The following is a 21536-nucleotide window of genomic DNA, read 5'->3' as shown; positions in this document are numbered from 1 at the left end:
GTGTCTACGGGTGTGCTCGATCCCGAAACCCGAACCCTCGATCAGCCATACCCGGACACCGCGAAGCCGCCCAGCTCACTGCGCCGTTTCGCGCCGTTTCTGCTGCCGTACAAGTGGTTCTACATCGCCTCGATCGTGGTCTCGCTGATCGCCACCATGACCGGGCTGGTGATTCCGTTGGTGATGCAACGCGTCATCGACGGCCCCATCACCGATCGCAATTTCTCTGCTGTCTGGTGGCCTGCGGCATTCGTCCTGTTGCTCGGCACCATCGATGCACTCGGCATCTGGGTTCGCCGCTACCTGGTCTCCCGCCCGTCGAGTCAGTTCGAGATTTCAGCGCGCGCAACGGTATTCGATAAACTGCAGCGACTGTCGGTCTCGGCTCACGAGAGCTGGGAATCGGGTCAGCTGCTCTCGCGTGCCATCGCAGACCTCGGTTCGCTGCGGCGGTTCATGGCCTTCATCGGCCCGTTCATCATCATCAACGCCGTGACACTGGTCGTGGGCATCGGCGTATTGCTGGTGCAGTCCTGGCAATTGGGGCTGATCATGCTGGTGACGTCGGTACCGCTGGTGATCGCCTGCACCAAGTTCGAGACGCTCTATCGCGTCGTGGCCCGGGACGCTCAGGATCAGGCCGGCGACGTCACGACGACGGTCGAGGAATCCATCCAGGGCATCCGCGTCCTCAAGGCGTTCGGGCGAAGTGCTCACTTGGGCAAGCAGTTTCTGCGTCAGGCCCGCACATTGCGGGGCACCGAGCTGAAGAAGGTGCGCTACCTGGCGATCATCTGGGCGGTGATCGTCGGGCTGCAGCCGATCACCATCGGTGCGATCTTGGCGGTGGGTACGTACTCGATCGTGCAGGGCACCATGACGGTCGGCACGCTCGTCGCGGCCATCGCCATCGTCACCTTCCTGCTGTGGCCGATCGAATCCTTCGGGTATCTCCTGGCCGAGCTGAACAACGCGCGCACGGCAGCGGATCGGTACTGGGAGATCATGGATACTCCCGAAACCGTGACCGATCCGGACAATCCCGTCGAATTGCCCGAAAGAATCCGTGGCCGAGTGCAATTCGATCGCGTCGGATTCACCTTTCCCGACGCGTCCTCGCCCCTGCTCACCGACGTCAGCTTCGTCATCGAGCCAGGGGAGACCGTCGCGCTGGTCGGCAACACCGGTAGCGGAAAGACTGCGCTGACGAACCTCGTCCCTCGGCTGTTCGACGCCACCGAGGGTTCCATCACCATCGACGGTATCGACGTGGCCTCGATGCGGTTGGCCGATCTCCGGTCGATCGTCACCGTGGCGTTCGAGGATCCGGTGTTGTTCTCGGCCAGTGCGCGCGAGAACATCGCGCTCGGTTCGCCCGACGCGACCGATGCCGAGATTGCCGAGGCGTTGGAGATCGCGCACGCAACGGATTTCGTCGAGCAGTTGCCCTGGGGCCTGGCCACCCGTATCGGTGAGCAGGGCATGAGTCTGTCCGGTGGGCAGCGGCAGCGGCTCGCACTGGCGCGGGCGGTGCTGGGCAAACCGCGGGTGCTGGTGCTCGACGACCCGCTGTCTGCGCTCGACGTGGACACCGAAGCCAAAGTGCAGAAGGAATTGCGGCGCGTGTTGGCGCACTCGACGACAGTGCTGGTGGCACACCGGCCGTCGACCGCTGCGTTGGCCGACCGCGTGCTGTATCTCGAGAACGGAAGAATTGTGGAGCAGGGAACACACGAGGGACTGCTGGCGACGTCGCCGCGGTACCGCGAGGTGATGGGGTCGATTCATGGCTGAGCAAACTGCAGCGGCGGATTGGCGCGGCGTCGGCGGCGAGGAATCGGAGGTCGACGCAACCGGAAACTTGGTGTTGGCTGGGCGTTCTCGACGGTTGCTCGCCTCGTTGGTGCGGCCGTACAAGAAGCAGGCCCTGCTGTCGTTCCTGATCATTCTGGTCGACAACATCACCTACGTTGCCGGTCCTTTGTTCATCGCCTACGCGCTGGACAACGGTGTCGGCGCTGCAGCACAGGGTGATTGGGCTCCGTTGATGTGGGCGATCGGCGGCTACACCGGCTTCGGTCTGCTCGGGATGCTCACCACCTACGCCTTTCTCACCGTCTCCGGTCGGCTGAGTCAGAACATCCTCTACGACCTGCGCGGACGGGTGTTCGATCATGCCCAGAAGCTGAGCCTGTCGTTCCACGAGAAGTACACCTCGGGACGGTTGATCTCTCGACTGACCAGCGATGTCGAATCGCTGCAGACATTGCTCGAGAGCGCGCTCAACGATGCGCTGACGGCCATCCTGTCGATGGTGTCGATCGCGATCATCCTGGTGTACCTCGACGTTCCGATGGCGATGATCGTGCTGGCCGGATTCGTTCCGCTGGTCCTCGTCACCCGGTGGTCGCAGCGTCGACAACGTCAGGGATACCGTCGAACACGGGTGGCGATCGCGCGCGTCGTGGTCCACTTCGTCGAATCCATGGGCGGCATCCGCGCCGTGCAGGTGTTCCGGCGCGAGGGCCGCAACGACGCCATTCTCAGCACCGAGGATTCGGAGTATCGCGACGCCACCACCGCAGCGCTGCGCGGTATGGCGAGCTACACCGGCATCGTGCGCTGGATCGGCAACGTCACGCTCGCGATCATCCTGGTGTTCGGTAGCTGGCGAGTGATCAACGGCCACATGGAGATCGGTGTGCTCGCGGCCTACGTGCTGTATCTGCGCCGGTTCTACGGGCCGCTCGACGAGCTGGCGATGGTCTTCAACGCCTACCAGTCCGCCGCCGCTGCCCTGGAGAAGATCTCCGGTGTGCTCGAAGAGGAACCGTCGGTGACGGCACCGAAGAACCCGGTGGAGATCGGAACGGCCAAGGGCGACATCACGTTCGACGACGTGCACTTCTCCTACGGCCCCGAACGCGTCGTGCTGCCGGAATTCTCGCTGCACGTACCCGCCGGACAGGTGGTCGCGATGGTCGGAGCCACCGGAGCGGGCAAGTCGACACTGGCAAAGCTGTTGGCGCGCTTCTACGATCCGACGGCCGGAGCCGTCCGACTCGACGGCATCGACATGCGGCAGATCAGCGACGAGGACCTGCGTCGCAACGTCGTGATGGTGACACAGGAGTCGTTCCTGTTCTCCGGTTCGGTGGCAGACAACATCCGACTCGGCCGCCCCACCGCGACCGATGCGGAGGTAAGGGCAGCGGCCGACGCCGTCGGACTGACGGAGTTCATCGCGTCGCTACCGGAGGGAATCGACACGGACGTGCGCAAGCGTGGAGGTCGATTGTCCTCGGGCCAAAGGCAATTGGTGGCCTTTGCACGGGTGTTCCTCGCGGCGCCGTCGGTGATCGTGCTGGACGAGGCAACGTCGAGTCTGGACATTCCGAGCGAGCGGCTGGTGCAGCGCGCGCTCGAGACGATCCTGCAGGGGCGAACTGCGCTGATCATCGCGCACCGCCTGTCGACGGTGGCGATCGCCGATCGGGTACTCGTCATGGCCGACGGAAACATCGTCGAGGACGGAACCCCCGAGGACCTCATCGCGGGAGAGGGACGCTTCGCACACCTGCACGAGGCGTGGGAGGACTCGCTGGTCTAGGTCCAGGGAGTGATCGGCGGCTTGACCCACATGATCTTCTCGTCCGAGTGCTGGGGCGTCGCGCCGTCGTGGCCCGGGTGTTCGGCCGCCCATGCGGATTTACGGTCGAGCAATTCGGCCACGATGGTCCACGTCTCCATCGTGCTCGGTGGGTGTAGGTCGGCAGCGCGGGCCAGCTTTCGGCGGACGGCGTCGGTGAGGTCGAGGAGCTCGGCACCGGTGATGCCGCGATCCCACACGTAACGCGCGAGGGCTGTCGCCTTGTCCTGTCGACTCTTCGCGGCCTGTTCGGAATGCGCGAAATCGAACTGACCGCCGCCGGTGTTCTCTGTCGTCACGGGCACAACCTTAATGAACTGCGAGAAAAGGCACGTCCGCTTGATCTTCTGGGGGCCTCGTCGCCTACCGTAGGTGGGTGATCACTCAAGCATCGGGTGCCGAGCATGCCTCCGTCCCCGCGTCCGATTCCACCGACGCGAAAACCTGGCCCTCGATCCTGACGTGGCGAGCCCACGATGTTCCCCGCATGGAGTCCGTGCGAGTACAGCTCTCCGGCAATCGCATCAAGGCTGCCGGACGCATCATCGGCGCTGCGTGCAGCGATCACCCCGCCTTCAGCGCGTCCTACGACCTGGTGACCGACGAATACGGCGTCACCAAGCGGCTCTCGGTGCGCACCTCGCTCGCGTCCGGTGACCGGCAGGCGTCCGTCAGCCGCGACGACGAGGGCTACTGGATGGTGGAGAACAGCACCAGCCATCAGCGCTCGACCTACAGTGGCGCACTCGACGTCGACATGGTGCTCAGCCCCTTCTTCAACACTCTGCCGATCCGTCGATTCGGTCTGCACACTCAGGTCCAGGACCTCGAGGTGCCCACGGTCTACGTGAACGTGCTCGACCTCAGCATTCAAGAGGCCACGCTGACCTACAGCAGCGGTTCCGAGGGCATCCACGTCATCTCCCCGGTCTCCACCTCGTCCGTCACGGTCGACGCCGACGGATTCGTCCTCGATTACCCGGGACTGGCCGAACGGATCTGACGCACGACGCCACCGCGTCGACCCGCGTCCTGCAGCTTCTGTCGCCAACCCGGTTCGCCCGGGGTGATATCGGTGATCTCGAAGCGTTGATGCTGCTCGTATTGCAGGCGCGCGATGTTGCCGGCGTCGACCAGCGTTTTCGTCGAGCCCTCGTCCAGTTCCTCGCGCGCTGCGGTGAGCGCGGCCAGCGCCTCGTCGAGTGCGGTGCGCAGAGCGGCTGCGTTACCCTCGGTCATTGCGCGGACGAGATTCGGCGACGACGACGCCACCCGCGTGCCGTCTCGGAACGAGCCGGCGGCCAGGCCCAACGCCAGCGGTCCGCCTGCCGCCCCGACCATCGCCAGCGCCTCGGCCAGCAGGTGGGGTAGATGAGAGATTCTCGCGACGGCGCGGTCGTGCTCGACGCTCTCGGCCGGCACCACCACCGAACCGCAATCCAGCGCGAGCCGGGCCACCCTCGTCCACACGTCGGCGTCTACTCCCGGGTCGGTGGCCACCACCCACACCGCGTCGACGAACAACGTGGGATCGGTGGCCGACCAGCCGGACTGGTTGGTGCCGGCCATCGGATGCCCACCGACGTAGCGGGCCTGCAGTCCGCGAGCCGCTACTGCCGAGGCCACCTCGGCTTTGACGCTGACCACATCGGTGATCGGAGCAGCGGGCGCGTGCTCGGCGATTGCCGCCAGAACGGAGTCGACGGCAGGCATCGGAACCGCGATGACGATCAACGCGTCCTGTGCTGCGGCCCTGCTCAGAGCAGCTGTCAGGTCTGTGCCGACGTCGTAGCCATCGGCGATAGCACCGGCGATCGCGTCGGCCGATCGGTTCCATCCCCACACCGGACGACCCGCATCGTGAGCCGCGCGCAGGATCGACCCGCCGATCAATCCGAGACCCAGAACGCACACCGAGGAAGAAGTCACCGGATCAGATTGGCACAGGTGGGTGACGTCGACGGGAGGTGGACTTCGAGTACAGGCCCCTACCGGACTACCGTTGCGCGCATGGCCGCACAGCGCGCGAACAACAACCGCGCATCCGCACCGGAGTACGACGACCTCGAGGGATTCGGCGTTGCAGTTGTCCGAGAGGAAGGCAAGTGGACTGTCACGCCGCTGTCCGACGACGCATTGACCAGCCTGTCGGCGGCAGAGACCGAACTGCGTGAACTTCGCAGCTCGGGAGCTGTGTTCGGGCTGCTCGACGTCGACGAGGAATTCTTCGTCATCCTGCGTCCCGCACCGAACGGCACCCGACTCCTGCTGTCCGACGCGGTCGCCGCAGTGGACTACGAAATCGCCGCGGATGTTCTCGATGCGTTGAACATCGAGATCCCCGACGTCGACCCCGATGAACTCGACGACATCGAGCCCTACGAAGAGGGCGACCTCGCCCTACTGGCGGACCTCGGACTACCCGAGGCCGTGCTCGGCATCATCGTCGCCGAGACCGACGACTATCCGGACGAGCAACTGCAGTCCATTGCCGAACGACTGGGTTTCGAAAGCGAGTTCGCCGCAGCGGTGGACAAGCTGCGGCGGTAACCGATGCCGGTGTCCGACGCGGACATGATCCGAGCAGCCCTGTCGGCTGCGGCCGAGGCATCGGATGCCGACGTCCCCGTCGGAGCCGTCGTGTTCGACGCCACCGGACGTGAGATAGCCCGGGCCTGCAATGCTCGGGAGGCGTCGGGCGACCCCACCGGACATGCAGAAGTGATCGCGTTGCGTCGAGCAGCGGCCGTTCACGGTGACGGCTGGCGACTCGAAGGCTGCACTCTGGCTGTCACGTTGGAACCCTGCACGATGTGCGCCGGGGCGCTGGTCCTCGCCCGCGTCGGAGCGGTGGTGTTCGGAGCATGGGAGCCGAAGACCGGTGCTGTCGGTTCGCTCTGGGACGTCGTGCGCGATCGCCGACTCACCCATCGGCCACAGGTCCGCGGCGGTGTACTGGAAGCCGAATGCGCCGACGTGTTGACCCGATTCTTCGCCCGTCAGAGATAACGATCTCGTCACATGGTGGCCTGCATGTCCGATTTTGTGGAGGGTAGAGGGCAGAGCGCAACGCTGCGCTCCGAACTTGCGAAGGAGACACTCATGGGACTCGGCGACAAGATCTCGAACAAGACCGAAGACCTCGGCGGCAAGGCCAAGGAAGCCGCAGGTTCGGCCACCGGAGACAAGGACCTCGAAGCAGAGGGCAAGGGCGACCAGACCTCGGCCGCATTCAAAGACGGTGCCGAGAAAGTCAAGGACGCAGCCTCGAACATCAAGGACAAGCTCACCGGCAACTAGATCTGCGCGCTGAGCAGGCGATTTAGCCTCAGGCCGTCATTCCGGTACAGTCTTCTGCGGTGGCGTGTCCGAGCGGCCTAAGGAGCACGCCTCGAAAGCGTGTGACGGGTAATCCCCGTCCGAGGGTTCAAATCCCTCCGCCACCGCCAAGAACTCCCCACCCGATCCGTCGGGTGGGGAGTTTTTTGTGCGCCGGGGCGGGGTTCGTCGCAGATGCGCGCGCATTCGTCAGACGCGTTCGGATTCGCTATCGATTCGGGTCTATTTCGCGCGCACTTGGCGAACGCGCGCGCGTTTGCGGGATCACCGGGGCGGGGCGCGGGATCACCGAGGCGGGATCACCGAGGCAGGACGGGGATTGGGGCAGAACCGAACCCCGCGCGACTCAGACGCTCAGCATTGTCCAGCCCCGGCGGCGTCGAGTCCCCGCAGAATTTCGTTCTGATCGCCGGGCGGGACGTCATTCCAGCTGGGCGCGGTGGTCATTTCGGTGCGCAGACCCTCGACGGAGGCGGCGCGATCGGAGATTCCGGTCTGCTCCAGCGCATCGATGGACGGCAGAAACTGGGTACAGGTCTGCTGGTAGAGCGCTTCACCGGTGACGCCTGAGGTCGCGTCGGTCGGAGCTGCAGGCTCGACGGCAGGCGGTACCGCGGAAACAGGCGCAGGATCGGGCGCAGGCGCGGGTGCTTCGACCGTGGTGCTGGTCGGGACCGTGGTGGAGGCGACAGCAGAGGTCGTCGTTGCGGCAGCGGGTGTGCTCGACGCTTCCTCGCTCGACGTGTCGTTGCTACATCCGGCAACCGAGACGGCGACGATCAGCCCGAGCAATGCGGCAGCGATTTTTCCGTTCATCGCAACTGTGTACCACCTGCGGCTCACAGCAGCGTCTGCGCACGTCCGGTAATGGTGCTCAGTGCCGTCGACCAGGCGAGGTTCTTCGGGTCGAGGAACGCTCCGTGGCCGGCACCGGGCAGCACGACGAGCTCGGGGTCGGTGCTGCCTGCCTTCGTGGCGGCGTCGACGTAGACGCGGCTCTGGTTCACCGAGACGGTTTGGTCGGCGTCACCGTGCAGCGCGGTCAGTGGAACGTCGAGGGGGAGGTATTCGATGGGTGAGGCGATCTTGTAGCGTCCGGGCACCTCGTTCGGCATACCGCCGAGGAAGGCAGGCACGAACTTGTCGCCGCCGATGTCGGCTGCTCGTTTCATGTCGAAGACGCCGGCCATGATGGTGGCGCTGCGTGGTCGGATCTTCGGTTCTGCGCCCGGTGCGTCGACCGGCATGAGGTGTCGAGCCGCCACCCATGCGGCGAGTTGGCCGCCGGCGGAATGTCCGGCGACGTGCACGCGATCGAGATCGAGTCTCCCGTCCGCTGCACCCTGTACGACGGTTGCCAGTGCCTCGGTGGCGTCGTCGACGTCGGAGAGGGTGTTGGCCCAGTTGTTCGGGCCGCGCCGATATTCGACGTTCCACACGGCGATGCCCTCGTCGGCGATGGCCGTCGACATCTGCTGGAAGTACGACAGGTCGAGATCTTCCTGCCATCCGCCGCCGTGAATCATCACCACCACCGGGAGCGAGGTGGCGTTGTTGTCGGGGAGGTAGAGGTCGCCGATGTTGTCCGGTTCGTATCCGTACTTCAGTCGGATGGGATCCCCGGCCGGGCCCGATACCGGTTGCAGCGCAGCAGAATACGTCTCGGCGGTGCTCGGTGAGGAGTCGGTGTCGGCCGAACTGCAGCCGACCAACGCGACCGTCAGCAGACCGCCGAGGAAATGACGACGATTCACGCGCGCCGAGCCGTCCACTCGAGCAGTTCGGCGAGCGGCCAGGTGTTGATCACGCGCTCGGCCGGCACACCCTGCGCTTCGGCGCGGATGCAGCCGTAGCCCTGCCAGTCGAGCTGCCCGGGTGCATGTGCGTCGGTGTCGATGGAGAACAGGCAGTCGCGCTCGAGGGCGATGTCGATCAGTCGCTCGGGGGGATCCTGGCGCTCGGGTCTGGCATTGATCTCCACTGCGGTGCCGAACTGGCGGCAGCCCTCGAACACCACGGGGGCGTCGAACGTCGATTCGGGTCTGGTGCCGCGGCCACCCTCGACGAGCCGTCCGGTGCAGTGACCGAGGACGTCGACATGCGGGTTCGCGATGGCGGTGACCATCCGCTTGGTCATGGTCTTGGAATCGGCTCGCAGGTTGGAATGCACGCTCGCCACCACCACGTCCAGCTCGGCGAGCAGGCCTTCGTCCTGGTCGAGTGATCCGTCGTCGAGAATGTCCACTTCGATTCCGGTGAGGATGCGGAACGGTGCGAGCCGCTCGTTCAGCTCGGCGATGACGTCGAGCTGTGCGCGCAGGCGCTCGGCGGTGAGGCCGTTGGCGACCTTGAGGCGCGGGGAATGATCGGTGAGAGCGCAGTATTCGTGGCCGAGCCGCGCGGCGGTGCGCATCATTTCCTCGATGGGGCTGCCGCCGTCGGACCAGTTGGAGTGGGTGTGCAGATCGCCCTTCAATGCGCTGCGAAGTTCGTTGTCGCCGATCGGTTCTGCCGCATCTCGCTGCTCACGGAGATAGTCCGGGACGTTCTGGGTCAGTGCCTGGCGAATGATCAGCGAGGTCTTGGCTCCGATACCGGCGAGCGAGGACCAGCTGTCTGCCTTCTCGTGCTCGGATCGCTGTGTGGGCGTGAGGGATTCGACGACATCGGCGGCCCTACGGTAGGCCTTGACGCGGTGGGTGTCCGAGCGAGAGCGTTCGAGCCAGAAGCCGATCTCTCGAAGTGCGTCCACCGGGTCCATGCGGTCCATTGTGCCTGGCGGTACCGACACGCGTTCACGGGGTAAACGGACAAAACTCTCAGGGACTTACCGGGTCGCTCACTCCCCATAGGCTTGAAGCTGCAACTATCATCGGCAGTCATGACCAAGAAATGGTGGATCGTAGGAGTAGTTGTCGTCGCCGTGGTGGCGCTCGGGCTGTACTTCGGCCCCAAGATCTATGCATCGCTCCAAGAAGACGACGCCCCAGCAGCATCGGTGTCCACCTCGGGCGCGCAAGCCGCCAGCACCGAGAGCATCGATGGACGGTGGATCGTCACCCCAGGTGACGCTGCCAACGCGACCGCCGCGGGCTACACCGTCGACGAAGTGCTCAACGGGTCCGATGTCACTGTTGTCGGGTCGACGACCGAGGTCGCAGGCAACGTCGTCATCGCCGACGACACCCTCACCGAGGGGCAGGTGGTCGTCATGACCAACTCGATCACCACCGACAGTGATCGTCGCGACAGCCAGTTCCGCGGCAACATCTTCGACACCGCCACCTACCCGACGGCGACGTTCAACATCGACTCGCCGATCGATCTGTCCTCTCTGCCCAAGGACGGCACCACCGAAACCGTCACCGCCGAGGGCACACTGACGCTCAAGGATCAGACGCGTCCGGTCTCGGTGCAGATGGAGGTGCTGCAGTCCGGCGACACGCTCATCGCGTCGGGCGCAATTCCGACGACGTGGACCGACTACGGAATCGAACCGCCGTCGCTCGGCTTCGTCACCGTGGAGGGCTCGGGAACCGTCGACTTCCTGATCAATCTGAGTCAGCAGTAGCGCGTTCTCTCGCGGGCCCAGGCGTCCATCCCGGCGGTCCGACGAGATATCCGACGCGTTCCTTCCACGACCGCGATGCCGCAACATCCCGCGCGATGTTGCGGTATTCGTGTGTCTGGAGGGTCCAGATGTTGAACGTGTCGACGGGCTTGGTGAGTCCGTAGTTGGGGCGCGCGACTTCCTCGGCGTAGGTGCCGAACAGGCGGTCCCAGATGATGAGGATGCCGCCGTAGTTCTTGTCGAGATACTGAGGATCGCGGCCGTGATGGACGCGATGATGCGAGGGCGTGTTGAAGACGAACTCGAATGGACGCGGCAGCCGGTCGATGCGCTCGGTGTGTACCCAGAATTGGTAGACGAGGTTGATCGAGAAGCCGACGAACACCATCCACGGCGGCATACCCAGCAGGGGGAGCGGTAGCCACATGATGACCTCGCCGCTGTTGTTCCATTTCTGTCGCAGCGCCGCCGCGAAGTTGAAGTACTCGCTCGAATGATGTGCCTGATGCGTCGCCCAGATCAGTCGGGTTCGATGCGCGATGCGGTGATAGCCGTAGAACAGCAGGTCGACGCCCAGGATCAGGATCACCCACGTGTACCAGGCGTCGGCCGGGAGATGCCACGGCGCGACATAGACGTAGATCGCCGTGTAGCCGACGAGCGCGAGCGCCTTCCATGCCGTGGTGGTCGCGATCGACACCAGTCCCATGCTCAGGCTGGAGCGCGCATCCCTGGCGGAATAGCTACCGCGTTCACCGTCCTCGAGCTTCGCGGCCGCAATCCACTCGATCGCCAACAACAGCGCGAACGCGGGAATGGCCAGCGCCACGGGATCGCGCAGCGGCTCGGGCAGTGCATTCCACGCCGAACCGATCCAGTTCTCCATCGAACCTCCCGCGTGACAGTCAAAGGATGAGTGTAACGCTGTCTGTCCAGCTTTCCCAAGGCTCGTACCGTGGAAGGGGCGCACCTGTCGGCCGAGAGAGCGGAGTCGGACTTGTTGCAAAAGATCGCGTCCACGGTCGGGCAGGTGGTCGAGTCGGTGTTGGGTGTCGTCGGGATTCGAGTCGGTACCGAAGAACCGCCGCACACCAGCCGTCGACTCACCGATGCGGTGGAGATCCGTCGTTACCAACCGCGCATCGCGGCGCAGACCACCGTCGACGCCGATGAGGAAGAGGCGCGGCGGGAGGGTTTCCGTCGCCTGGCTCGATACATCTTCGGTGGAAACGGGGGCAAGAAACAGGTCGCGATGACCGCTCCCGTCAGTCAATCGTCCGCAGGCCCGCAGAAGATTGCGATGACTGCGCCTGTGTCGAGCACGCCCGGCAGTGACGGCTGGGTTGTCCGGTTCTTCATGCCTGCCGAGTGGACGATGGACACGCTGCCCAAGCCCGACGACGATCGCGTTACGTTGACGGAGGTTCCGGCGGAAACGGTTGCCGTGCTGCGTTTCAGCGGTGGCCGCGGCCGGGACAACGTCGAACCGAAGATGACGGCGTTGACCGAAGCGCTGCGCGCCCACGACATCGAGATGCTGGGTGAGCCGATGACCTGGTTCTACGATCCTCCATGGACCTTGGCGCCGTTCCGTCGCAACGAGGTGGTCGTGGCGGTGCCGGAAGGTTCCTGACACGTCGGGGTATTCCGGCAACTGCTCGCTAATTCCCTACCGCAGTGGTAGGAATTGAGCGTGCACATCACGGCCAAGGCGGACTACGCGGTTCGGACGCTTGTCGAACTCGCGGCGGTCGGTGGGCAGCGGCCCGCGAAGGCCGAGGCCCTGGCCATGGCGCAGGGCATTCCGCACAAGTTCCTCGAATCGGTGCTCTCCGATCTGCGTCGCGCAGATCTGGTGTGCAGTAGAAGGGGACCCGACGGCGGCTACTGGCTGGCGCGGGAGGCGTCGGACATTTCTGTTGCCGATGTGATGAGAGCCGTGGAAGGCCCGTTGGCGTCGGTGCGCGGTCAGCGGCCCGAGGATGCGGAGTATTCCGGTCCGGCCGAGCCGCTCACCCGGGTATGGCTGGCCGTACGGGTCAATCTGCGGGCGGTGCTCGAGGCGGTGTCGCTGGCGGACATCGTCGAGAACGACCTGCCGGACTTCGTCGGGGAACTCATCAGCGAGCCGACCGCGTGGGCACGTCGATGACCTGAGTCACATCCACTGCCAGCTGTGGCGCGATCGACAAAATTGCACATCACTGCAAACTTGCAGAACAGTGCAAGTTCCGTAGGTTGGTAAGCGTGACTTCTCCGACTGGCCTTCGTGATCTGAAGAAGGCCGCCACCCGCGACGCCCTCGGCATGGCCGCCGTGCGTCTGGGCAAGGAGCACGGCATCGACGCGGTCACCGCCGACGCCATCGCGCACGAAGCGGGAGTCTCCACCCGCACGTTCCACAACTACTTCTCCAACAAAGAAGAAGCAGTTCTCCATCACATCGAGGTGTCTGCCCTCGAATGGTTCGAGCTCCTGCGCGCCAGGCCGGCGACCGAACCGATCTGGGACTCGTTGCGGCACATCGCAATCGACCTCGTCGCGGACCCCGGCCGGGATCTGGACGACACGTTTGCGGCAGCGCGGCTGATCGAAGCCAACCCCGCCCTGATGGCCCGCAAGCTCGAGATGCACCAATCGCTGACCCGCAAACTCGGCGAAGCCATCGCCGAGCGAACCGGCACCGATATCGACACCGATCTCTACCCCAACCTGCTCCAGATGGCCGTCGGTGGTGCCGTCACTGCAGCACTGAACATCTGGGTCACCGACTCCGCAGGCGCATCGACGCCGAGGGCGCTCATCGAGGACGCCTTCGACCAACTCCGCGCGGGACTTCCCGAGCCCAAGGGTCGTTCCGCAGGCTCCACTCCCGAACCCCACCCCCACTCGTCCGAACACAACCGAGGAGCTTGACAGTGGCCACCTATCTCTACCGAATCGGAAGATTCGCGTACCGACGCAAGGGCATGGTCCTCGGACTGTGGCTGGCGATTCTGGTTCTCGCCGGGGTGGGCGCAGCGACGCTGTCCGGCCCGACGGTCAACTCGTTCTCCATCCCGGGTACGCCCGCCCAGGCCGCACTGGACCTGCAGGAGGAGCGCTTCGGGAACGCCGAGGATCCGCTCACCGCGGTCAGTGCCGAGTACGTGTTCCAGGCACCCGACGGGCAGACGCTGGACACCCCGCAGTACACCTCGGCCATCGATGCCAGCATCGCCGAAATCGAGAAGATCGACGCGGCCAAGCCTGCGGAAGGCGCTCCGGCACTGGCCAACCCGGTCGCGGCCAACCAGTCGATCATCGAGCGGTACACCGAAGCGGCAACGGAAGCAGGCACCCCGGCCGATCAGGTGGCCGCCGACGCCGCTGCCACGTCTCCGCTGAGCCCCAACGGCAACGTCGGCACGGTCACCGTGCCGATCAACGTCGAACTCGCCGACGTCACCGATGAGATCCGCACCCAGCTCGACGAGGCCGCGCAGCCCGCCCGTGACGCCGGCCTGACGGTTCTGCTCGGCGGTACCGTCGCGCAGGAGAACGTCTCGCCCGGTGGAACGTCCGAACTCGTCGGTCTCGCAGTCGCCGCCGTGGTGCTGCTTATCATGTTCGGCTCCGCCGCGGCCGCCAGCCTGCCGCTCATCACGGCCATCGTCGGCATCGGCATCTCGAGTCTGGCGATCACCACGGCGTCGGGTTTCGCCGACCTGTCGTCGTTCACACCGGTTCTCGCCATCATGATCGGCTTGGCCGTCGCCATCGACTATTCGCTGTTCATCCTCGCCCGCTATCGACACGAGTTGACGCTCACCGACGACCGCGAGGAAGCCGTCGGACGGTCCGTAGGAACCGCGGGCTCGGCCGTCGTGTTCGCCGGCGCGACCGTGCTCATCGCCCTCGTCGCGCTGCGCGTCGTCGGCATTCCGTTCCTGTCCCAGATGGGTGCGGCTGCCGGTTTCGCGGTGTTCATCGCGGTCCTGATCGCACTGACGTTCCTGCCGGCAATGCTCGGTCTCTACAAGGGCAAGGCCTTCGCGGGCAAGGTCAAGTTCGTCAACACCACCGATCCCGAGGACCCGAACGCCAAGGCCACCAACGGACTGCGTTGGGCGCGGTTCCTGGTCAAGAGGCCCGCGCTGGGTCTCATCGGCGGCATCGTTCTCCTCGGCGTCATCGCAGGCCCGACCACAGGACTGTCGTTGGCACTGCCGTCCACCGCCACCGCCGACCCGTCGACGCCCGCACGTCAGGCCTACGACATCGTCGACGAGGGCTTCGGGCCGGGACGCAACGGACCGTTGCTGGTCATCGCCGACGCATCCGGCGTTGCCGAGGCCGACCGGACTGCCTCGTTCGGCAAGGTCGTCGAGACCATCACCGGTCAGTCCGACGTCACCAACGCGCAGATCATCGCCGTCAACCCGGCCGGTGACACCGCTCAGATCCTCGTCACCCCGTCCTCCTCGCCCAACAGCGAGCAGACCAAGGACCTGGTGGCCAATATCCGCAACGCCGAACCGGGCGTGCAGGCCAGCGACGGCGTCTCGTACGGCGTCACCGGCCAGACGGCGCTCGAACTCGACGTCTCCGAACGACTGCAGGACGCCTTGATCCCGTACCTGGCAGTGGTGGTCGGCCTGGCGTTCGTGCTGCTGATGCTGGTGTTCCGCTCGATCCTGGTGCCGCTGACCGCGACACTCGGCTTCCTGCTCAGCGTGCTCGCGACGTTCGGTGCCACGGTGTTCATCTTCCAAGAGGGCGGGCTCGGCCTGATCTCCAACCCGCAGCCGATCGTCAGCTTCATGCCGATCTTCCTCATCGGTGTGGTGTTCGGCCTGGCGATGGACTACCAGGTGTTCCTCGTCTCGCGGATGCGTGAGGAGTTCGTCCACGGAGCCGCCGCCAAGGACGCCGTCGTCAACGGCTTCAAGTACGGCGCACGCGTGGTCACCTCGGCTGCAGTCATCATGATTTCGGTGTTCGCCGCCTTCATCGCCGAGCCGGACTCGTTCATCAAGTCCATCGGATTCGCGCTCGCCGCAGCCGTGTTCTTCGACGCCTTCGTCGTGCGCATGGTGCTGATCCCGTCGGTGATGGCGCTGATGGGCGACAAGGCCTGGTGGCTGCCGAAGTGGCTGGACAAGATCCTGCCCAACGTCGACATCGAAGGTGCCAAGCTGAAGACGGCCCCGGAGAAGCGCGCGTAGTACTCGCGTCGCAGCTGAGAGGCCGAAGATTACCCGTAATACTCGAACGGAGAGACTGTTATCCATGTGTACGAGTAATCTTCGGTCATCATGCTGATCCCCCTGCTGCGCACGTATCTGGCTCCGTACAAGATGCCGATCGTCGCGTTGATTCTGCTGCAACTCGTGGCCACGCTGGCCGCCCTGTTCCTGCCCAGTCTCAACGCCGACATCATCGACAAGGGCGTCACCACCGGCGACACCGGCTACATCCTCTCGGCCGGCGGAGTCATGTTGCTGGTCTCGGCAGTGCAGATCATCAGCTCGGTGGCCGCGGTGTTCATCGGTGCGCGCGCGGCCATGGGTGTCGGACGCGACCTGCGCGGTGCCATCCTGCATCGCGTCGGCACGTTCTCCGCCCGTGAGGTCGGCCAGTTCGGAGCGCCGTCGCTGATCACCCGCAACACCAACGACGTTCAGCAGGTGCAGCTGGTGATCGTCATGGGGTTCACCATCGTGGTGATGGCACCGATCATGTGCGTCGGTGGCATCGTGATGTCGCTGCGCGAGGATCTCGGGTTGTCGTGGATCCTCATGATCGCGGTGCCGGGGCTCGCGATCTCCATGGGCCTGATCATCGTCAAGATGGTCCCGGCGTTCCGCTCGATGCAGAAGCGTATCGACGCCGTCAATCGTGTCCTGCGCGAGCAGATCACCGGAATTCGCGTGGTGCGAGCCTTCGTTCGCGAGGATTTCGAGATCGACCGTTTCGGGTCGGCCAACGCCGCGCTCACCGATACCGCCCTGCGCGTCGGACGGCTCATGGCATTGATGTTCCCGACGGTCATGCTCATCAGCAACGTCACCAGCGTTGCCGTCATCTGGTTCGGCGGCCATGCGATCGACGACGGCACGATGCAGATCGGCTCTCTCACAGCACTTCTGAGCTACATCATGCTCATTCTCATGTCGGTGATGATGGCCTCCTTCATCGCGATGATGGTTCCCCGCGCGTCGGTGTGTGCCGACCGCATCAGCGAGGTACTGGCCACCGAATCCTCGGTCGTGTTGCCGGACAAGCCCAAGACTTTCGCGTCCTCGCCGGGAACGGTCGAGCTCGTGAACGCTGAATTCTCATTCCCCGGTGCCGAATATCCGGTGTTGTGCGGAGTGAACCTGCGTGCGGAGGCCGGCAAGGTCACCGCCATCATCGGCGGCACCGGCTCGGGAAAGTCCACCCTCGTCAACCTGATTCCGCGACTCATCGACGTCACCGGCGGTGAGGTACGCGTCGGCGGAGTCGACATCCGCGAGCTCGATCTGGATCTGCTGCGCTCCGAGATAGGCCTGATCCCGCAGAAGCCGTACCTGTTCTCGGGCACCATCGCGAGCAACCTGCGCTACGGCAAATCCGACGCCACCGACGAGGAACTGTGGGAGGCACTCGAGATCGCCCAGGGAGCCGACTTCGTTCGGGCCATGCCGGAGGGATTGGACACTCCCGTCGCGCAGGGCGGTACGACGGTATCCGGCGGTCAGCGGCAACGCCTCGCCATCGCCCGCGCGCTGGTGCGCAAACCCAGCATCTATCTGTTCGACGACTCGTTCTCCGCACTCGACCTCACCACCGACGCCAATCTGCGTGGGGCTCTGAAGGCAGTGACGAGAGATGCCTGCATGATCGTTGTCGCGCAGCGCGTCTCGACCATCATCGACGCCGATCAGATACTCGTACTCGACGACGGAAAGCCGGTAGGTGTGGGTACCCACGACCAATTGATGGCCGATTGCCCCACCTACGCCGAGATCGTCGACTCGCAGCACGCAGTGGGTGCACTGTGACCGCGCAGGTGGAGAAGACGGAAGAGGAAGAGATCGCCCCCGTCTCCAAGACTGTGAAGCCGGGAACCAAGGCCCGCAACTTCAAAGGTTCGTTCAAGCGTCTGGTGGGCCTGCTCGCTCCCGAGCGACTGCTCCTGTCGGTGATGCTGTTGTTCGGTATCGCCAGCACCGTGCTGACCGTCGCGGCACCCAGCGTCCTCGGACACGCGACGGACCTCATCTTCAACGGCGTCGTCGGCCGCGAGCTCGATCCGGGTCAGACCCGAGATCAGGCCATCGACCAGCTCCGGGCGGAGGGGAACGACTCCGTCGCAGATCTGGTGTCCGGGACGAACCTGACCCCCGGAGCCGGAATCGACTTCGGTGCAGTAGGAACCGTGCTGCTGTGGGTCCTGGTTCTGTATGTGCTCTCTGCGGTGCTGGCCTGGGCGCAGGGATACATCCTCAACATCGCGCTGCAGCGTCGAATCCTGTTGCTGCGCGGCAGCGTCGAAGCGAAGGTGCATCGACTGCCGCTCAAGTACTTCGACAACCATGCTCGCGGCGAGACACTGAGCCGCGTCACCAACGACATCGACAACGTCTCCACCAGCCTGCAGCAGACGCTCAGTCAGTTGATCACCGGCATTCTCACCGTGCTGGGCATCCTCGGCGTCATGATCTGGATCTCGCCGTTGCTGGCTCTCGTTGCGGTGCTGACCATTCCGGCGTCGTTCGCGGTCACCGCCGTGATCGCCAAGCGTTCACAACCGCACTTCGTCGCGCAGTGGAAGCACACCGGCAAATTGAACGCGCAGATCGAAGAGACGTACACGGGCCACGAGATCGTCAAGGCCTTCGGTCGTCAGGCCGAGGTGGAGCGCGAGTTCGGCGAGCGCAACGAGAAGTTGTTCCAGTCGAGCTTCCGGGCGCAGTTCATCTCCGGCATGATCATGCCCGTCATCATGTTCCTCGGGAACATCAACTACGTGGTCATCGCCGTGGTCGGCGGGCTGCGGGTCGCGTCGGGCACGCTCACGCTCGGTGAGGTGCAGGCGTTCATCCAGTACTCGCGTCAGTTCACGCAACCGCTCACGCAGGTGGGTTCGATGGTGAACCTGGTGCAGTCGGGTGTCGCGTCGGCCGAGCGCATCTTCGAGGTCCTCGACGCCGAGGAAGAAGACGCCGACCCGGCCGATGCGGTGCGTCCAACCGAGCGCCGAGGACGCGTCGAATTCGAGGACGTCTCGTTCGGCTACTCTCCCGACCGCCCGCTCATCGAGAACCTCTCGCTGGTGGCCGATCCCGGACATCTGGTCGCGATCGTCGGACCGACCGGCGCGGGCAAGACCACCCTGGTGAACCTCATCATGCGGTTCTACGAGATCGATTCCGGCCGAATCACCCTCGACGGCGTCGACACCCGCAAGATGACCCGTGAGGAACTGCGCGCTCGCACCGGAATGGTGCTGCAGGACACCTGGCTGTTCGGCGGAACCATTCGCGACAACATCGCCTACGGCGACCCGAGTGCCAGCGAGGAAGAAATCCTCGAGGCCGCGCGAGTGAGCTACGTGGACCGCTTCGTCCACTCGTTGCCCGACGGCTACGACACGATCATCGACGAGGAGGGCAACAACGTCAGCGCCGGTGAGAAGCAGCTCATCACCATCGCCCGCGCCTTCCTGGCCAAGCCGCTGATCCTCATCCTCGACGAGGCCACCAGCTCCGTCGACACCCGAACCGAGCTACTGGTGCAGAAGGCCACCGCGAAGCTGCGCACCGATCGCACCAGCTTCGTTATCGCGCACCGGCTTTCGACCATCCGCGACGCGGACACCATCGTGGTGATGGAGAACGGCAGTATCGTCGAACAGGGCAATCACGAGGAACTGCTCGCGGCCAAGGGTGCCTACTTCCGTTTGAATGCGGCTGGAGCGGCTCCGCCGCAGGTGCACGGCTGAGTCACCGGTCGTTCCGCAGGCTCCACTCCTGCCTCGTAGCCTGCTACGAGTTTCCGCTCACAAGCGGCGAAGCGGCATACTGACGCGGTGAGTTTCTCCAGTTTCGGCTTCGATATCGGCACCCGGCTCGACGGTGAGTTGGGCCGCACCGGCACCATCCACACCCCGCACGGTGACATCGCCACCCCTGCGTTCATCGCGGTGGGAACCAAGGCAACCGTCAAAGCGGTGCTGCCGGAGGCGATGAAGGAACTCGGCGCTCAGGCGGTGCTCGCCAACGCCTACCACCTGTATCTGCAGCCGGGCTCGGACATCGTCGACGAGGCAGGTGGGCTGGGCAAGTTCATGAACTGGGACGGGCCGACGTTCACCGACAGCGGCGGATTTCAGGTGATGTCGCTCGGCGTGGGGTTCAAAAAGGTCATCTCGATGGATGCCACGCGCGTGCAGTCCGACGACGTCATCGCCGAGGGCAAGGAACGTCTCGCACACGTCGACGACGACGGGGTGACGTTCAAGTCCCACCTCGACGGCTCCAAGCATCGGTTCACTCCCGAGGTGTCGATGCAGATTCAGCATCGCCTCGGAGCAGACATCATGTTCGCGTTCGACGAGCTGACCACGCTGATGAATACCCGCGGCTACCAGGAGAAGTCGGTCGATCGGACGCAGGCGTGGGCCGAGCGATGCGTCCTCGAGCACGAACGGCTGACGGTCGAGCGCGCCGACAAGCCGTATCAAGCGCTGTTCGGGGTGGTGCAGGGTGCCCAGTACGAGGATCTGCGACGCAAGGCCGCACACGATCTCGAGACCATCACCGGAGAGACGGGTCGCGGGTTCGACGGCTACGGAATCGGCGGGGCACTCGAGAAGCAGAACCTCGGCACCATCACCCGGTGGGTGAACGAGGAACTGCCCGAACACAAGCCGCGGCACATGCTCGGCATCAGCGAACCGGACGACTTCTTCACCGCCATCGAGAACGGTGCCGACACGTTCGACTGCGTCAATCCCTCACGCGTGGCTCGCAATGCGGCGATCTACGTGCCGACGGGACGCTTCAACATCAACACCGCCAAGCATCGTCGCGACTTCACCCCGATCGACGAGAACTGCGACTGCTACACCTGCGCGCACTACACCCGCGCGTACATCCATCACCTGTTCAAGGCCAAGGAGATGCTCGCCTCGACGCTGTGCACCATCCACAACGAGCGCTTCACCGTCAAGCTGGTCGACGACATTCGCGCCTCCATCGATCAGGGACGCTTCGCGGAATTCAAGACGGAGTTCCTGGGTCGCTTCTATGCGTCGAAGACTGCGTGAGCTGATCTTCGAGCTCCGAAATACGCTGTAGCAGTTCCTGTTCCCGCTCGCCGGCTTTGCGCTGGTAGACCTCGGACAGCTCCGCGAGGTAGGCCGCGTCGTAGCGGGGGATGATGCTGCGGGTGCAGTTCCAGTCGAATGCCTCGACGTCGATCACTACGCTTCGTTCGCACGTGGCGGCGACGGTCATGTCGCCGATCTTTTTCAGTCGGTCCAGCAGTTCGGGGTCGTCGGCCGCTTCGACGGTACGTGCCCGTCCGTAGAGCTTGAGCCGTTGGCGCAGAGGGTAGTTCACCAGAAGCAGTGCGACGCGATCGTCGTGATCGAGATTGGCCGCCGTCACGTACTGGTGGTTTCCGGCGAAATCGGCGAAACCCAACGTGTGATCGTCGAGAACCTGCAGAAAGCCTTTCGGGCCACTTCGGTACTGGATGTAGGGCCACCCGGTCTCGGCGACAGTGGCGATCTGGAACTGATCCAGCGCGCGAATCATGGCCTTCTCGCGAGTGTCGAGAGGCGTCGGGCCGTCGTCCGGTCGCTCGGTCTGTGAGCCGTAGGCGGTGTAACTACCGTCGACCTTCTGCCGCGCAATCGCAGCAGGGCCGAACATCAAGTGGTGATAGTGGTTGCTCTGCGGCACGGGTGTCACCTTAGGACAGGCCTGGTGTTTCCCGCGTTCA

21 protein-coding genes and 1 tRNA gene are annotated in these 21536 nt (G+C 64.5%); 15 read left to right on the top strand and 7 right to left on the bottom strand.

Annotated features, from left to right (window positions below; genetic code table 11):
- Together R3P93_RS19560 and R3P93_RS19555 are read left to right on the top strand one after the other, a co-directional pair.
- On the top strand, nt 1-1794 hold the full coding sequence (locus tag R3P93_RS19560; protein ID WP_317533811.1) for an ABC transporter ATP-binding protein: 1794 nt from the start codon (nt 1-3) through the stop codon (nt 1792-1794).
- Nucleotides 1787-3610 carry an ABC transporter ATP-binding protein gene (locus tag R3P93_RS19555; protein ID WP_317533810.1) on the top strand — a complete coding sequence of 608 codons (1824 nt, stop codon included), beginning with the start codon at nt 1787-1789 and terminating at the stop codon, nt 3608-3610. The genes R3P93_RS19560 and R3P93_RS19555 overlap by 8 nt, the downstream gene beginning before the upstream one ends.
- On the opposite strand, the gene R3P93_RS19550 is transcribed toward R3P93_RS19555, so the two are convergent.
- On the bottom strand, nt 3607-3948 hold the full coding sequence (locus R3P93_RS19550) for a hypothetical protein (RefSeq protein WP_037188837.1): 342 nt from the start codon (nt 3946-3948) through the stop codon (nt 3607-3609). The two genes, R3P93_RS19555 and R3P93_RS19550, sit on opposite strands and share 4 nt — an antisense overlap.
- 188 nt (nt 3949-4136) lie before the next feature.
- Here R3P93_RS19550 and R3P93_RS19545 point away from each other — a divergent pair, with 188 nt between their 5' ends.
- Entirely contained in the window at nt 4137-4652 is a 516-nt protein-coding gene (locus R3P93_RS19545; protein ID WP_068054710.1) for a putative glycolipid-binding domain-containing protein, read from the top strand.
- Here the strand turns inward: R3P93_RS19545 and R3P93_RS19540 are convergent.
- The gene (locus R3P93_RS19540; RefSeq protein WP_394855336.1) at nt 4625-5596 is read right to left on the bottom strand and encodes a prephenate dehydrogenase; all 972 of its coding nucleotides are present in this window, start codon (nt 5594-5596) and stop codon (nt 4625-4627) included. The genes R3P93_RS19545 and R3P93_RS19540 overlap by 28 nt on opposite strands.
- 63 nt (nt 5597-5659) lie before the next feature.
- Here R3P93_RS19540 and R3P93_RS19535 point away from each other — a divergent pair, with 63 nt between their 5' ends.
- From R3P93_RS19535 to R3P93_RS19520, 4 genes are all read left to right on the top strand, one after another.
- The gene (locus R3P93_RS19535; protein WP_068054716.1) at nt 5660-6199 is read left to right on the top strand and encodes a tRNA adenosine deaminase-associated protein; all 540 of its coding nucleotides are present in this window, start codon (nt 5660-5662) and stop codon (nt 6197-6199) included.
- Between the two features lie 3 nt (nt 6200-6202).
- Nucleotides 6203-6658 (top strand): nucleoside deaminase, encoded by a 456-nt coding sequence (locus tag R3P93_RS19530; RefSeq protein WP_317533808.1) that lies wholly within the window; start codon nt 6203-6205, stop codon nt 6656-6658.
- Nucleotides 6659-6751: 93 nt separating this feature from the next.
- A complete protein-coding gene (locus R3P93_RS19525; protein WP_032380656.1) occupies nt 6752-6949 on the top strand; it encodes a CsbD family protein in 198 nt (65 codons plus the stop codon).
- A gap of 58 nt (nt 6950-7007) precedes the next feature.
- Nucleotides 7008-7098, top strand: a tRNA-Ser gene (locus R3P93_RS19520).
- A 244-nt stretch (nt 7099-7342) separates the two neighbouring features.
- On the opposite strand, the gene R3P93_RS19515 is transcribed toward R3P93_RS19520, so the two are convergent.
- The 3 genes from R3P93_RS19515 to R3P93_RS19505 are packed head-to-tail and all read right to left on the bottom strand — an operon-like array spanning nt 7343 to nt 9749.
- Entirely contained in the window at nt 7343-7804 is a 462-nt protein-coding gene (locus R3P93_RS19515) for a hypothetical protein (RefSeq protein WP_317533807.1), read from the bottom strand.
- A gap of 23 nt (nt 7805-7827) precedes the next feature.
- On the bottom strand, nt 7828-8742 hold the full coding sequence (locus R3P93_RS19510; RefSeq protein WP_317533806.1) for an alpha/beta hydrolase family protein: 915 nt from the start codon (nt 8740-8742) through the stop codon (nt 7828-7830).
- The gene (locus R3P93_RS19505; RefSeq protein WP_317533805.1) at nt 8739-9749 is read right to left on the bottom strand and encodes a PHP domain-containing protein; all 1011 of its coding nucleotides are present in this window, start codon (nt 9747-9749) and stop codon (nt 8739-8741) included. Before R3P93_RS19505 ends, R3P93_RS19510 begins: the two co-directional genes overlap by 4 nt.
- Nucleotides 9750-9869: 120 nt before the next feature.
- Here R3P93_RS19505 and R3P93_RS19500 point away from each other — a divergent pair, with 120 nt between their 5' ends.
- Complete coding sequence (locus tag R3P93_RS19500) at nt 9870-10559, top strand: YceI family protein (RefSeq protein ID WP_317533804.1); 690 nt, start codon at nt 9870-9872, stop codon at nt 10557-10559.
- Here R3P93_RS19500 and R3P93_RS19495 read toward each other — a convergent pair.
- On the bottom strand, nt 10540-11445 hold the full coding sequence (locus R3P93_RS19495; protein WP_317533803.1) for a sterol desaturase family protein: 906 nt from the start codon (nt 11443-11445) through the stop codon (nt 10540-10542). The genes R3P93_RS19500 and R3P93_RS19495 overlap by 20 nt on opposite strands.
- 111 nt (nt 11446-11556) lie before the next feature.
- On the opposite strand from R3P93_RS19495, the gene R3P93_RS19490 reads away from it, so the two are divergent.
- The 7 genes from R3P93_RS19490 (at nt 11557) to tgt (ending at nt 20856) form a co-directional block, all read left to right on the top strand.
- Complete coding sequence (locus R3P93_RS19490) at nt 11557-12192, top strand: SOUL family heme-binding protein (protein ID WP_317533802.1); 636 nt, start codon at nt 11557-11559, stop codon at nt 12190-12192.
- A 60-nt stretch (nt 12193-12252) separates the two neighbouring features.
- On the top strand, nt 12253-12711 hold the full coding sequence (locus R3P93_RS19485) for an RrF2 family transcriptional regulator (protein WP_149407222.1): 459 nt from the start codon (nt 12253-12255) through the stop codon (nt 12709-12711).
- An 86-nt stretch (nt 12712-12797) separates the two neighbouring features.
- Nucleotides 12798-13475, top strand: coding sequence for a TetR/AcrR family transcriptional regulator (locus R3P93_RS19480; RefSeq protein WP_317533801.1), 678 nt, complete (start codon nt 12798-12800; stop codon nt 13473-13475).
- A gap of 2 nt (nt 13476-13477) precedes the next feature.
- On the top strand, nt 13478-15766 hold the full coding sequence (locus R3P93_RS19475; protein ID WP_317533800.1) for an MMPL family transporter: 2289 nt from the start codon (nt 13478-13480) through the stop codon (nt 15764-15766).
- Nucleotides 15767-15856: 90 nt separating this feature from the next.
- Nucleotides 15857-17587: an ABC transporter ATP-binding protein gene (locus tag R3P93_RS19470; protein WP_317533799.1), complete on the top strand. Its 1731-nt coding sequence runs from the start codon at nt 15857-15859 to the stop codon at nt 17585-17587.
- An 8-nt stretch (nt 17588-17595) separates the two neighbouring features.
- A complete protein-coding gene (locus R3P93_RS19465; RefSeq protein WP_306438702.1) occupies nt 17596-19530 on the top strand; it encodes an ABC transporter ATP-binding protein in 1935 nt (644 codons plus the stop codon).
- A gap of 87 nt (nt 19531-19617) precedes the next feature.
- Nucleotides 19618-20856, top strand: coding sequence for a tRNA guanosine(34) transglycosylase Tgt (tgt, locus tag R3P93_RS19460; protein ID WP_317533798.1), 1239 nt, complete (start codon nt 19618-19620; stop codon nt 20854-20856).
- Here the strand turns inward: tgt and R3P93_RS19455 are convergent.
- A complete protein-coding gene (locus R3P93_RS19455; RefSeq protein WP_317533797.1) occupies nt 20810-21496 on the bottom strand; it encodes a pyridoxamine 5'-phosphate oxidase family protein in 687 nt (228 codons plus the stop codon). The two genes, tgt and R3P93_RS19455, sit on opposite strands and share 47 nt — an antisense overlap.
- Nucleotides 21497-21536 lie beyond the last annotated feature (40 nt).

The organism is Rhodococcus cerastii, from assembly GCF_033042195.1.
Classification (GTDB): Bacteria; Actinomycetota; Actinomycetes; order Mycobacteriales; family Mycobacteriaceae; genus Rhodococcoides.
This window is presented reverse-complemented; position numbering and strand designations above follow the sequence as displayed.

Excerpts from the sequence above, each read along its gene's own strand:
- R3P93_RS19555 (WP_317533810.1), top strand. The coding sequence starts at position 1,787 with ATGGCTGAGCAAACTGCAGCGGCGGATTGGCGCGGCGTCGGCGGCGAG.
- R3P93_RS19545 (WP_068054710.1), top strand. The coding sequence starts at position 4,137 with ATGGAGTCCGTGCGAGTACAGCTCTCCGGCAATCGCATCAAGGCTGCC.
- R3P93_RS19535 (WP_068054716.1), top strand. The coding sequence starts at position 5,660 with ATGGCCGCACAGCGCGCGAACAACAACCGCGCATCCGCACCGGAGTAC.
- R3P93_RS19530 (WP_317533808.1), top strand. The coding sequence starts at position 6,203 with ATGCCGGTGTCCGACGCGGACATGATCCGAGCAGCCCTGTCGGCTGCG.
- R3P93_RS19525 (WP_032380656.1), top strand. The coding sequence starts at position 6,752 with ATGGGACTCGGCGACAAGATCTCGAACAAGACCGAAGACCTCGGCGGC.
- R3P93_RS19515 (WP_317533807.1), bottom strand. The coding sequence starts at position 7,804 with ATGAACGGAAAAATCGCTGCCGCATTGCTCGGGCTGATCGTCGCCGTC.
- R3P93_RS19505 (WP_317533805.1), bottom strand. The coding sequence starts at position 9,749 with ATGGACCCGGTGGACGCACTTCGAGAGATCGGCTTCTGGCTCGAACGC.
- R3P93_RS19500 (WP_317533804.1), top strand. The coding sequence starts at position 9,870 with ATGACCAAGAAATGGTGGATCGTAGGAGTAGTTGTCGTCGCCGTGGTG.
- R3P93_RS19495 (WP_317533803.1), bottom strand. The coding sequence starts at position 11,445 with ATGGAGAACTGGATCGGTTCGGCGTGGAATGCACTGCCCGAGCCGCTG.
- R3P93_RS19470 (WP_317533799.1), top strand. The coding sequence starts at position 15,857 with ATGCTGATCCCCCTGCTGCGCACGTATCTGGCTCCGTACAAGATGCCG.